The following is an 11,015-nucleotide window of genomic DNA, read 5'->3' as shown; positions in this document are numbered from 1 at the left end:
GGTTCGCGGAGCTCGCCGGGACGGGGTTCGCGGAGCTCGCCGGGCCTTCCACCGAGACCTTGCTGAAACCCAGCGGGCCGCCGGGTCCTTGGCCAGGCAGGCCGCCGCCAGTTCCCGCAAGTCCCCGTCCAGCCCGTCCAGTTCGGGCTCGTCGTGGACCACCTTGTACAGGAGCGCCACCGAGGAGTCGCCCGGGAAGGGGGGTGCGCCGGTCGCGGCGTACACCAGGACCGCGCCCAGGGAGAAGACGTCCGCCGCTCCGGTGACGCCCTTGCCCAGGATCTGCTCGGGCGACATGTAGCCGGGCGAGCCGATCGAGACGCCGGTCGAGGTCAGGGAGGCCGTGCCGTCGGTGGCGCGGGCGATGCCGAAGTCGATCAGGAGGGGGCCGTCGACGGTGAGCAGGACGTTGGAGGGCTTCACGTCGCGGTGTACCAGGCCCAGTTCGTGCACCGCCGCCAGCGCCTCGGCGAGGCCGGCGCCCAGGGCCCGTACGGAGTGCGGCGGCAGCGGACCGGTCTCCGCGACCGCCGCCGTCAGGGAGGGGCCGGCCACGTAGGCGGTGGCGACCCAGGGCACCGGCGCCTCGGGGTCGGCGTCCAGGACCGGCGCGGTCCAGGCGCCGCCCACCCGGCGCGCGGCCTCGACCTCACGGCGGAAGCGGGCGCGGAACTCCTCGTCGAGCGCGAAGTGCGGGTGCACGATCTTCACCGCGACCGTGCGGCCGCCCGCGCTGCGGCCCAGGTAGACGCGGCCCATTCCGCCGGAGCCCAGCCGGCCGAGCAGCCGGTAGGGGCCTACGGCGGTGGGCTCGTCGGATTCCAGCGGGTGCATGGTGTCCACCCCTCCCCCGTACGCCCCCGTACGTCTCACAGCAGGGTAGTGCGCCGCGGCTCTACGGCCGCAGCAGATCCACCTTCACGTCCGCCGGGAACCCGGTCGTCGGGCCGATCCGCCGCGCGAACTCGGCGACCGCCGACAGCTGCGGGCCGCCGAAGCTGAAGTCGAGGGTGGTGAAGTACTGCTCGAGGACCTGCTGGTCGAACGCCTCCCAGCGGGCCGCCTGCTCGGCGACCTTGCCGACCTCCTCCAGGGACAGGTTGCGGGAGGACAGGAAGGCCTCGTGGACCTTGCGGGTGATGTCCGGCTCGCGCTCGAGGTAGTCGCGGCGTGCCGCCCAGACCGCGAAGACGAACGGCAGGCCCGTCCACTCCTTCCACAGCTGTCCCAGGTCGTGCACGTCGAGGCCGTAGCGCGGGCCGTCGTGCAGGTTGGCGCGCAGGGCCGCGTCGCCGATGAGCACCGCCGCCTCCGCCTCCTGCATCATCAGGCTCAGGTCGGGCGGGCAGGTGTAGTAGTCCGGCGCGACCTCGTACCGCTCGGCCAGCAGCAGCTGGGCGAGGCGGACGGAGGTGCGGGAGGTCGACCCGAGGGCGACCCGGGCGCCGTCGAGCCGGTCCAGCGGGACCTGCGAGACGATCACGCACGACATCACCGGGCCGTCGCAGCCCACGGCGATGTCGGGGAAGGCGACCAGATCGTCCGCGTGCCTGAGGAATTCGACGAGGGTGATCGGCCCGATGTCGAGGTCACCCCGCACCAGCCGCTCGCTGAGCTTCTCCGGGGTGTCCTTCGTCAGCTCGAAGTCGAGCAGCGTGCCCGTTCTCGCGAGCCCCCAGTACAGGGGAAGGCAGTTGAGGAACTGAATGTGGCCGACGCGCGGCCGGTTGCGAGAATTGTCCACATCGCGAGACTAGACCCTCCCCGGCGTGGTCCTGCCGCCGCCCCCTTCTCCGCCTCCGCGCCCACCCGGTTGCCTCGATTGGCCGATTCCGTGCCATTCTTCTGTCGGGCCGATCCGCTCTCTCTGCGTCAACCTCTCACCAGAACCTTCAAACATCCGGGTGACGTGATCTTGACCTCTATTGCGTTCGGCTGCCCGCATGCTAGGCTCGCAAGCAAGTTGCAGTTTGGTTTCCCTTGCAGTACAGAGCCTGCGGAGCATGTGACCGCGGGCTCTGGTCGTTTTCAGACGTATGCAGTTGTGCGGCGATTTCGTTTTCACACTTGCAGGTTCTGGAGCAGGGCGACCCTTTGAGCCCAGGGAGGGCTTATGGCTACCGGAACCGTGAAGTGGTTCAACGCCGAAAAGGGCTTTGGCTTCATTGCCCAGGAAGGCGGCGGCCCCGACGTCTTCGTCCACTACTCCGCGATCAACGCGAGCGGTTTCCGCTCCCTCGAAGAGAACCAGCAGGTGAGCTTCGACGTCACCCAGGGTCCGAAGGGCCCGCAGGCGGAGAACGTCACCCCGGTCTGAGAGCAGTACCCAAGGAGCCCCGCGCCGTCCGGCGGCGGGGCTCCTGCCTTTGTCCGCATACGGTCCGGTGAATTCCCGGCGAACTCCCCCATACGCTCCCGGAAAGGAATGGCGGGCCGCGGCAGAGGTGGCCTGAATGACCCGCGAACCCCGCCCGCCGTCAGCGGGCCCCGCTAACGTCCACGGCCATGACCAACACAGACACAGACACGGGCACAGGCACAGGCACAGGCACAGGCACCGGAACAGGCACAGGCACCGGAACAGACACGGACCCCGACACGGATTCCGGCACCGACTTCCTCACCACCACCCGGACCTTCTACGACGCCATCGCCGAGGACTACGCCGAACACTTCCGCGGGGACCTCGCGGCCAGGCCCCTGGAGCGCGCCCTGCTCGCGGCCTTCGCCGAGCTCGTCGGCGCGGGCGGACAGGTGGCCGACCTCGGGTGCGGGCCCGGGCGGGTCACCGCGCACCTGGACTCGCTGGGGCTGTCCGTGTTCGGTCTGGACCTGTCGGCGTCGATGCTCGCCGTGGCCCGCAGGGAGAACCCGGGGCTGCGGTTCGAGCAGGGCTCGATGCTGGCCCTGGACCTCCCGGACGGAGAACTGGCGGGCGTCGTCTCCTGGTACTCGACGATCCACACTCCCTTCGACCGCCTGCCCGGCCTCTTCGCCGAGTTCCACCGCGTCCTGGCGCCGGGGGGCCACTTGCTGCTCGCCTTCCAGGTCGGCGACGAGCCGCGCCACCTCTCCGAGCCCTTCGGCCACCCGGTCTCCCTGGATTTCCGGCGACGCCGCCCGGAGCGGATCGCCGAGCTGCTGACGGCGGCCGGCTTCGCCCTCCGCTCCAGCACCGTACGAGAGCGGGACGAGACGGTCGCGGAGTCGTCCCCGCACGCGTTCCTGACGGCCCACAAGCCGTAGTCCGCGGGGAGGACGGTGAAGCGGCGGATGGACTCGGGGCGGGAGACCAGCTGGTTGGCCTCGTCCACGGCTCGCTGCAGGATCGCACGCAAGTCGGGGGCACCGGCCAGGAGTTCGGCGGGGACCGGGTGTCTGCCGTTCATCCGGCGCCAGTGGGTGATGCCCTCGGGGTCCAGGGTGATCAGGGCGGAGACGTAGGGGCGGCCGTCGCCCAGGACCCTGCACGGGGAGATCAGGGGAGGGGAGCGCAGCCAGTTCTCCAGGGGAGTCGGGGCCACGTTCTTGACGCCCGCCGTGATCAGGGGATACCCGTCGTCGTCCGGGCGCCCGATGCGTCTGGTGTACGCGCTGTGCGCACCGAGTCGTTCACCGGCGGCACGCGCCCGCGGGTGTTACCGCCGGTTGCAAGCGGGATCGTACGGCGCCCTCATGAGGAGTTCGTACGGGTTCGGGAAGGGTCCCAGGACAGCGGACCCACCTGACCGGCGAGGTGCTTCCGCTGCTCACCTGACCCTCGGACCGCGGACGGGGTCCGGGCCCGGCCCTCCACGAGGCTGCCCAGGCCCGCCGACCGGGCCGAACAGGCCGACCGGAACCGGATCTACCGGATCAGGACGCCTGGCCCTGCGCCCGCGCCCGGTCGTCGGCCGCGTCCTCCTGGCCGGCGCTGGCGTCGAAGTTCGCCTTCATGCGGTCCACCCGCCGGGCGACCTGCTCCGATGCCCGGTCCCGCTCCTTGCGCAGGGCGACGAAGCTGATCGGGGCCGAGATCACCATGGCGAGCAGGAGGATCCACAGGCCGTTGGAGCTGCCGAGGCCGCGCGGGGCGATGCCGGAGTAGACGAGGCCCCAGACGACCCCGAGGCAGCCCACGAAGATCCCGAGGCGCATCAGCGTGTAGCGGAGCATCTCAATCCACTCTTCCGTTCCGGACATTTCCACTAGGGCAACGTCCAGTGAAGCACGGCCGGCACCCGACCGTGAAAGGGGGTACCAAGGGGAGGCAAAGTCTCAGGTCAGGTCAGCGGCCTCAGGGCAGCGGCAGCAGCATGGTCACGTCGTCGCGGTCGTCGCCCGGCGCGACCCGGACGGCGCCGGGCACCCGGCCGACCTCCTTGTAGCCGCAGGAGGCGTAGAACCGCTCCAGGCCGAGCCCGCCCCGGCAGGCGAGCCGGATCGCCTCGATGCCGTCGAAGCCGCGGGCCGCGTCCGCCGCGGCCGCCATCAGCTCCCGGCCGTAGCCCCGGCCCTGGTGGCGGGGATGCACCATCACCGTGTAGAGCCACAGCCAGTGGGTCATCAGTCGGTGGGTGTTGAAGGTCAGGAAGGCCGTCGCGGCGACCCGCCCCTCCTCGTCGTGACCGACCAGCAGCCGGGCGCGTCCCTCGGCCAGCGTCGCGAACTGCTTCACCAGCTCGGGCCGTATCGCCTCCCGCGTCACCGGCGGCACGAAGCCCACGGCACCGCCCGCGTTCGACACGTCGGTCCACAGGTCGAGGATGCCGTCGCGCAGGGCGGGATCGACGGCGGGATCAAGGGTGAACGTAAGGGGCATTGACGCATAGTATCTATTACGCCAGTGCCCTCGCAGCCACTTTCAGGTCGGAGACCAGCCCCTGGTACGCCCCCTCCCGGTCGTCCGCCCGCAGCACGGACGAGGGGTGCACGGTCGGGACGAGCCGCTCCGGACGCCCGTGGATCTCCTCTTCCAGCACCGTCCCGCGCACCTCGGTCACCCGGAACGACGAGCCCAGCAGCGCCTTGCCGGCCGTCGCGCCCAGCAGGACGATCAGCTCGGGCCCGACGAGCGCCAGCTCGGCCGCCAGCCAGGGCCCGCACGCCCTCGTCTCCCGCAGGGTGGGCGCCTTGTGAATACGGCGCCCGCCCGGTCCGGCCCGCGTGAACTTGAAGTGCTTGACCGCGTTGGTGACGTACGCCTCGTCGGGGTCGATGCCCGCCTCGGCCAGCGCCCTGTCCAGCAGCTTCCCGGCCGGCCCGACGAACGGCCTGCCCCGCCGGTCCTCCTGGTCCCCGGGCTGCTCGCCGACGAGCATGACCCGGGCGCCGGCGTTCCCGGCGCCGAACACGGTCTGCGTGGCGTCCCGGTGCAGCGGGCAGCCCCGGCAGCCGGCCGCCGCCTCGCGCAGGGCGGCCAGGTCCGCGTGGGCCGGGACGAAGGGCTCGGCGGTGTAGGCGTCCTCGGGCTCCCCGGGCGCCCCGGCGGCCTTCGGCTTCGTGGTGGCCATGCCGGACGGGTACCCGCCCGGCCACCGGCGTCACGGCCCGCGCCGGCTCACACCCGCATGGGCTGCGGCGACTCGCGGCGCGCGGGGTCCGGGCCGTCGTACTCCCGGATGATCTCGTACCGCGTGTTGCGCTCCACCGGGCGGAAGCCCGCGTCGCGGATCAGCTCCAGCAGGTCGTCGCGGGTCAGCTTGTCCGGGGTGCCGAAGTTGTCCGCGTCGTGCGTGATCTTGTACTCGACGACCGAGCCGTCCATGTCGTCGGCACCATGCTGGAGCGCGAGCTGCGCGGTCTGCACGCCGTGCATCACCCAGAAGACCTTGACGTGCGGGACGTTGTCGAACAGCAGCCGGGAGACGGCGAAGGTCTTCAGCGCCTCGGCGCCCGTCGCCATCGTCGTACGGGCCTGGAGGCGGTTGCGGACCTTGCCGTCCTTCATGTCCACGAAGTCGTGCTGGTAGCGCAGCGGGATGAAGACCTGGAAGCCGCCGGTCTCGTCCTGCAGCTCACGCAGCCGCAGCACGTGGTCCACACGGTGGCGGGGCTCCTCGATGTGGCCGTAGAGCATGGTGCAGGGGGTCTTGAGCCCCTTCTCGTGCGCCAGCCGGTGAATCCTCGACCAGTCCTCCCAGTGGGTCCGGTGGTCCACGATGTGCTGCCGGACCTCCCAGTCGAAGATCTCCGCGCCGCCGCCGGTCAGGGACTCGAGCCCGGCCTCGATCAGCTCGTCCAGGATCTCGCTCGCGCTCAGCCCGGAGATCGTCTCGAAGTGGTGGATCTCGGTGGCCGTGAACGCCTTCAGCGACACGCCGGGCAGGGCGGCCTTCAACTCCCGCAGGGAGCGCGGGTAGTAACGCCACGGCAGATTGGGGTGCAGGCCGTTGACGATGTGCAGCTCGGTGAGGTTCTCCGACTCCATCGCCCCGGCCAGCTTCACGGCCTCCTCGATGCGCATCGTGTACGCGTCCTTCTCGCCCGGCTTGCGCTGGAAGGAGCAGTAGGCGCAGGACGCGGTGCACACGTTCGTCATGTTGAGGTGCCGGTTGACGTTGAAGTGCACCACGTCGCCGTTCTTGCGGGTGCGCACCTCGTGGGCGAGGCCGCCGAGCCACGCCAGGTCGTCCGACTCGTACAGCGCGATGCCGTCCTCGCGGGTCAGGCGGACGCCCACCCGCACCTTCTCCTCCAGCTCGCGCTTGAGCCCGACGTCCATGCCCCTACCTCTTTCCTCAAAGACTCCGACAACCGTACGCCCGGGTGGCTAGACCTCCTCGGGCAGCTCACCCACCCGGTTCTCCCACTTCGTGGAGAGCACGATCGTGGTACGGGTCCGGGAGACGCCCTTGGTGCCGGACAGCCTCCGGATGATGCTCTCCAGTCCGTCGACGTCCGGCGCGCGCACCTTGAGCATGAAGGAGTCGTCGCCCGCGATGAACCAGCAGTCCTCGATCTCGGGCAGGTCCTTCAGCCGCTGCGCCACGTCCTCGTGGTCGGCGGCGTCGGAGAGCGAGATGCCGACCAGGGCGGTGACGCCGAGGCCGAGCGAGGCGGCGTCCACGGTGGCGCGGTAGCCGGTGATGACACCGGCCGCCTCCAGCCGGTTGATGCGGTCGGTGACGCTCGGTCCCGACAGGCCGACGAGGCGCCCCAGCTCCGCGTACGAGGCCCGGCCGTTCTCCCTCAGGGCCTGGATGAGCTGCCTGTCCACCGCGTCCATGCGATCGAAGCCTTCCGCTGAAGAGATCCGGTGAGGGACCCCGAGAAGTTCCTGAAGTGTGTCAAGTCGTACTGGTGTTAACGGTGTTGCTCTTGCTGCCTGTCGCTCACGAAGGTGGGGAGCCGCCGCCCAGTTCACCCTCCCAGCGGCGGTAGAGGCGGTGGGGCACGCCCACGGCGTCCAGGGCCCGGCCGGCCACGAAGTCCACCAGGTGCTGGATGTGCGTGGCTCCGGCGTAGAAGGCGGGCGAGGCGGGCAGGACGGTGGCGCCCGCGTCGTCCAGGGTCACCAGGTGCCGCAGCGTCTGGCCGTGCAGCGGGGTCTCCCGTACGGCCACGACCAGCGGCCTGCCCTCCTTGAGGGTCACGCTCGCCGCCCGCTGCAGCAGGTCCTTCGACAGTCCGAGGGCGACCCCCGCCACGCAGGCCGTCGAGGCGGGCACGATCAGCATGCCCTTCGCCGGGTACGACCCGGAGGACGGCCCGGCCGCCAGGTCACCGGCGCTCCAGTGCCGTACCCCCGTGACGTCCACGTCGAACGTGCCGGGCTTGCCGTCGGCCCCCCGGGACAGCCACTCCCGCAGGTCGTCCTGCCAGTGGGCGTCCCGGAAGGAGATGCCGGTCTCGTCGAGCAGGGTGAGCCGCGAGGCCCGGCTGACCACCAGGTCGACGCTCTGACCGGCGTCGATCAGCGCCCGCAGCACAGCGGCCGCGTACGGGGTGCCGGAAGCCCCGGACACCCCCACGATCCAAGGCACGCGCTGCGTTTCTCCTACGTTCACACGTCGAGCCTACCGGCGAAGCGGGCCGAACTCAGGACCGGCCGGACACCTTCACGAGAGCCCCGGCGCCAAGCGGCCGGCTCCGGCGCCCGGGTCGCCTCACCGCAGGGACAGGCCCTTGGGTGAGGTGAGCCCCTTGGCGGGGTGGGCGCGGAAGGCCGCCGTCCACACCGTGGGCGGGCAGGAGGCACCGTTGGGCTGCTGCTTCGCCAGCCGCATGCGGCGGCTGTCCTCCACGACGACGCGGCCGTCCCGCGCCGCCGTCACCTTCAGCCGCACCGGCACGGTGGTGGCACCGATGTCGTCCGGAAGCCGGACCGACACCCGCGCGAACGGGACGTCCGCGTCGCCGGACGCCCGCTCCACGCACCTGTCCTCCACGCATACGCGGACGGTCGCCGCGTCCGTGCCGCCGAAGTCGGCGGGCCGCCACACCACGGAGACCCCCGAGTCCATGTCCATCAAGGTGCACACGGGGGCTTGGCCGAAGACCGAGCAGCCGGTCAGGGCCACCGCCGTGCCGAGGGTGAGCAGGATGCGTCGCACGTCAGTACCTCGCCACGGTGCCCGGGAGGGCGCCGTCGGCCAGGGATCGCCTTCCTGGTGGCCGGGCGCCCGCAGTCGTCGGCCGCACTCTACGGGGCCGCGCCGACGCGCACCCGGCGCTCTACACCGTCAGCCCGCGCACCAGCAGATCCAGCAGCGCGCACACGAACAGCGCGATGCCGATGAAGCCGTTGACGCTGAAGAACGCCCGGTTCAGGCGGGACAGGTCGTGGGGGCGGACGATGGTGTGTTCGTAGACGAACGCGCCCGCGACGACGACCAGGCCCAGCCAGAAGAAGGCGCCGGCGCCGGTGGCGAGGGCGTACCAGACGAACAGGGCCGTGGTGATCAGGTGGCAGGCCCTCGCCCCCCGGATGGCGGCCGGGATGCCGAAGCGGGCCGGGACCGACTTGACGCCGATCTCGCGGTCGGTCTCCACGTCCTGGCAGGCGTAGATGAGGTCGAAGCCGCCGATCCAGATGCCGACGGCCAGGCCCAGGATCACCGCTTCCCAGGACCAGGCGCCGGAGATCGCCAGCCAGCCGCCGACCGGGCCGATCGCCTGGGCCAGGCCCAGGATGGCCTGCGGGAAGTTCGTGAACCGCTTGCCGTAGGGGTAGACCACCATCGGGATCACCGCGAGGGGGGCGAGCGCCAGGCACAGCGGGTTCAGCAGGGCCGCCGCCCCCAGGAAGACCGCCAGGGCGATCAGGGCGCCGGTCCACGCGTGGCGGACGGACATGGCGCCGGTGACCAGCTCGCGGTGCGCGGTCCTGGGGTTGCGGGCGTCGATCTCCCGGTCGATGATCCGGTTGACCGCCATGGCGAACGTGCGCAGACCCACCATGCAGACCGTGACCAGCAGCAGCCTGCCCCAGTGGATGGTCCTGTCCCCCTCGTACATCGCCGTGAGGGAGGCGATGTAGGCGAAGGGCAGCGCGAAGATCGAGTGCTCGATCATGACCAGGCGCAGAAAGGCCCTGGTACGTCCTGGTTGCGGCAGTGCAGCGGACGCCGAACTCACAATCCGTACTCCTTCCAGCGGCGGTCGACCTTCGCCGCCGTCTCCGGGTCGGACAGCACCATCTCCGGCCACCCGCCGTCGCGCGTGTAGCCCTCCTCGGGCAGCTTCTTCGTCGCGTCGATGCCCGCCTTGCCTCCCCAGAACTGCTGGTAGGAGGCGTGGTCGAGGTGGTCGACGGGGCCTTCCACGACCGTGAGGTCGCGGGTGTAGTCCGTGTTGCCCAGGGCCCGCCAGGCGACCTCGTGCAGATCGTGCACGTCGCAGTCGGCGTCGACGACCACGATCAGCTTGGTCAGCGACATCATGTGTGCCCCCCAGATGGCGTGCATCACCTTCTGGGCGTGCTTGGGGTACTTCTTGTCGATCGAGACGATCGCGCAGTTGTGGAAGCCGCCGGCCTCGGGGAGGTGGTAGTCCACGATGTCCGGGACGATGATCTTCAGCAGGGGGAGGAAGAAGCGCTCCGTCGCGCGGCCGAGCGGACCGTCCTCCGTCGGTGGCCGGCCGACGACGATCGACTGCAGCAGGGGGCGCTTGCGCATCGTCACGCAGTCGATGGCCAGCGCCGGGAAGGATTCCTGCGGGGTGTAGAAGCCGGTGTGGTCGCCGAAGGGCCCCTCGGGCAGCATCTCGCCCGGCTCCAGCCAGCCCTCCAGGACGACCTCGGCGTTCGCCGGGACCTGCAGCGGCACGGTCTTGCAGTCGACCATCTCGATCCGCCTGCCCGCGACGAAGCCGGCGAACAGGTACTCGTCGATGTCGCCGGGGAGCGGAGCGGTCGAGGCGTACGTCACCGCCGGGGGGCAGCCGAAGGCGATGGCCACCGGCAGCCGCTCGCCGCGCCGGGCCGCCACCTGGTAGTGGTTGCGGCTGTCCTTGTGGATCTGCCAGTGCATGCCGATGGTGCGCTTGTCGTGGCGCTGCAGGCGGTACAGGCCCAGGTTGCGGATGCCGCTCTCCGGGTCCTTGGTGTGGGTGAGGCCCAGGTTGAAGAAGGAGCCGCCGTCCTTGGGCCAGGTGAACAGCGCCGGCAGCCGGTCGAGGTCGACGTCGTCGCCGTGCAGGACGACCTCGTGCACGGGGGCGCTGTCCGACTTCACCTTCTTCGGCGGTACGTGCGTCATCGCGCCGAGCTTGCCGAAGGCCTCGCGCACGCCCACGAAGCCCTGCGGCAGCTCGGGCCGCAGCAGCCCGCCGATCTTTTCGGTGATCTCGCCGTACGACTTCAGGCCGAGGGCCTTCAGCAGGCGCCGGTCGGTGCCGAAGACGTTCATGGCCAGCGGCATGGCGGAGCCCTTCACGTTCTCGAAGAGCAGTGCGGGACCGCCGGACTTCTGCACGCGGTCGACGATCTCACCGACCTCCAGATACGGGTCGACCTCGGCCTTGATGCGCTTGAGGTCACCCTCGCGCTCCAGCGCCCTGAGCAGGGAGCGAAGATCGTCGTAAGCCATGTG

At 70.7% G+C, this 11,015-nt stretch carries 13 protein-coding genes and 1 pseudogene; 2 read left to right on the top strand and 12 right to left on the bottom strand.

What is annotated here, in order from left to right; translation table 11 throughout:
- Window positions 1-834 (bottom strand): serine/threonine-protein kinase (locus C1I97_RS03115; protein ID WP_258382395.1); only part of this gene is annotated, 834 nt, incomplete at its 3' end.
- Window positions 835-895: 61 nt separating this feature from the next.
- On the bottom strand, window positions 896-1,744 hold the full coding sequence (locus tag C1I97_RS03110; protein WP_111001681.1) for a menaquinone biosynthetic enzyme MqnA/MqnD family protein: 849 nt from the start codon (window positions 1,742-1,744) through the stop codon (window positions 896-898).
- Window positions 1,745-2,113: 369 nt separating this feature from the next.
- Between C1I97_RS03110 and C1I97_RS03105 the strand changes: the two genes are divergently transcribed.
- Both C1I97_RS03105 and C1I97_RS03100 read left to right on the top strand, forming a co-directional pair.
- Entirely contained in the window at window positions 2,114-2,317 is a 204-nt protein-coding gene (locus tag C1I97_RS03105) for a cold-shock protein (protein ID WP_003992177.1), read from the top strand.
- A 188-nt stretch (window positions 2,318-2,505) separates the two neighbouring features.
- Entirely contained in the window at window positions 2,506-3,246 is a 741-nt protein-coding gene (locus C1I97_RS03100; protein WP_111001680.1) for a class I SAM-dependent DNA methyltransferase, read from the top strand.
- Here the strand turns inward: C1I97_RS03100 and C1I97_RS41000 are convergent.
- From C1I97_RS41000 to C1I97_RS03050, 10 genes and pseudogenes are all read right to left on the bottom strand, one after another.
- A pseudogene (locus C1I97_RS41000) lies at window positions 3,243-3,587 on the bottom strand (long-chain fatty acid--CoA ligase); the annotation flags it as partial. The gene C1I97_RS03100 and the pseudogene C1I97_RS41000 overlap by 4 nt on opposite strands.
- A 268-nt stretch (window positions 3,588-3,855) precedes the next feature.
- Entirely contained in the window at window positions 3,856-4,155 is a 300-nt protein-coding gene (locus C1I97_RS03090) for a DUF4229 domain-containing protein (RefSeq protein ID WP_111001679.1), read from the bottom strand.
- A 121-nt stretch (window positions 4,156-4,276) separates the two neighbouring features.
- Window positions 4,277-4,801, bottom strand: coding sequence for a GNAT family N-acetyltransferase (locus C1I97_RS03085; protein ID WP_111001678.1), 525 nt, complete (start codon window positions 4,799-4,801; stop codon window positions 4,277-4,279).
- 16 nt (window positions 4,802-4,817) lie between these two features.
- The gene (locus C1I97_RS03080; RefSeq protein ID WP_111001677.1) at window positions 4,818-5,492 is read right to left on the bottom strand and encodes a UdgX family uracil-DNA binding protein; all 675 of its coding nucleotides are present in this window, start codon (window positions 5,490-5,492) and stop codon (window positions 4,818-4,820) included.
- Window positions 5,493-5,539: 47 nt separating this feature from the next.
- Entirely contained in the window at window positions 5,540-6,703 is a 1,164-nt protein-coding gene (gene mqnE, locus C1I97_RS03075; RefSeq protein WP_111001676.1) for an aminofutalosine synthase MqnE, read from the bottom strand.
- A 48-nt stretch (window positions 6,704-6,751) separates the two neighbouring features.
- Window positions 6,752-7,207 carry an Lrp/AsnC family transcriptional regulator gene (locus tag C1I97_RS03070; protein WP_073951669.1) on the bottom strand — a complete coding sequence of 152 codons (456 nt, stop codon included), beginning with the start codon at window positions 7,205-7,207 and terminating at the stop codon, window positions 6,752-6,754.
- A gap of 106 nt (window positions 7,208-7,313) precedes the next feature.
- Window positions 7,314-7,964, bottom strand: coding sequence for a UbiX family flavin prenyltransferase (locus C1I97_RS03065; protein ID WP_111001675.1), 651 nt, complete (start codon window positions 7,962-7,964; stop codon window positions 7,314-7,316).
- A 123-nt stretch (window positions 7,965-8,087) separates the two neighbouring features.
- Entirely contained in the window at window positions 8,088-8,534 is a 447-nt protein-coding gene (locus tag C1I97_RS03060; RefSeq protein WP_111001674.1) for a lipoprotein, read from the bottom strand.
- A 121-nt stretch (window positions 8,535-8,655) separates the two neighbouring features.
- Window positions 8,656-9,558, bottom strand: coding sequence for a menaquinone biosynthesis prenyltransferase MqnP (mqnP, locus tag C1I97_RS03055; protein ID WP_111001673.1), 903 nt, complete (start codon window positions 9,556-9,558; stop codon window positions 8,656-8,658).
- Window positions 9,555-11,012: a menaquinone biosynthesis decarboxylase gene (locus tag C1I97_RS03050; RefSeq protein ID WP_111001672.1), complete on the bottom strand. Its 1,458-nt coding sequence runs from the start codon at window positions 11,010-11,012 to the stop codon at window positions 9,555-9,557. The genes mqnP and C1I97_RS03050 overlap by 4 nt, the downstream gene beginning before the upstream one ends.
- Window positions 11,013-11,015 lie beyond the last annotated feature (3 nt).

Origin of the sequence: Streptomyces sp. NTH33, from assembly GCF_003236365.1 — a bacterium.
Lineage (GTDB): Bacteria > Actinomycetota > Actinomycetes > Streptomycetales > Streptomycetaceae > Streptomyces.
Note: the sequence above shows the minus strand (reverse complement) of the source record. Positions and strands in the feature narration are given on the sequence as shown.

Bases quoted from the DNA above. Each gene is read 5' to 3' on its own strand.
- C1I97_RS03105 (WP_003992177.1), top strand. From the start codon at position 2,114: ATGGCTACCGGAACCGTGAAGTGGTTCAACGCCGAAAAGGGCTTTGGC.
- C1I97_RS03100 (WP_111001680.1), top strand. From the start codon at position 2,506: ATGACCAACACAGACACAGACACGGGCACAGGCACAGGCACAGGCACA.
- C1I97_RS03090 (WP_111001679.1), bottom strand. From the start codon at position 4,155: ATGCTCCGCTACACGCTGATGCGCCTCGGGATCTTCGTGGGCTGCCTC.
- C1I97_RS03085 (WP_111001678.1), bottom strand. From the start codon at position 4,801: ATGCCCCTTACGTTCACCCTTGATCCCGCCGTCGATCCCGCCCTGCGC.
- C1I97_RS03080 (WP_111001677.1), bottom strand. From the start codon at position 5,492: ATGGCCACCACGAAGCCGAAGGCCGCCGGGGCGCCCGGGGAGCCCGAG.
- mqnE (WP_111001676.1), bottom strand. From the start codon at position 6,703: ATGGACGTCGGGCTCAAGCGCGAGCTGGAGGAGAAGGTGCGGGTGGGC.
- C1I97_RS03070 (WP_073951669.1), bottom strand. From the start codon at position 7,207: ATGGACGCGGTGGACAGGCAGCTCATCCAGGCCCTGAGGGAGAACGGC.
- C1I97_RS03050 (WP_111001672.1), bottom strand. From the start codon at position 11,012: ATGGCTTACGACGATCTTCGCTCCCTGCTCAGGGCGCTGGAGCGCGAG.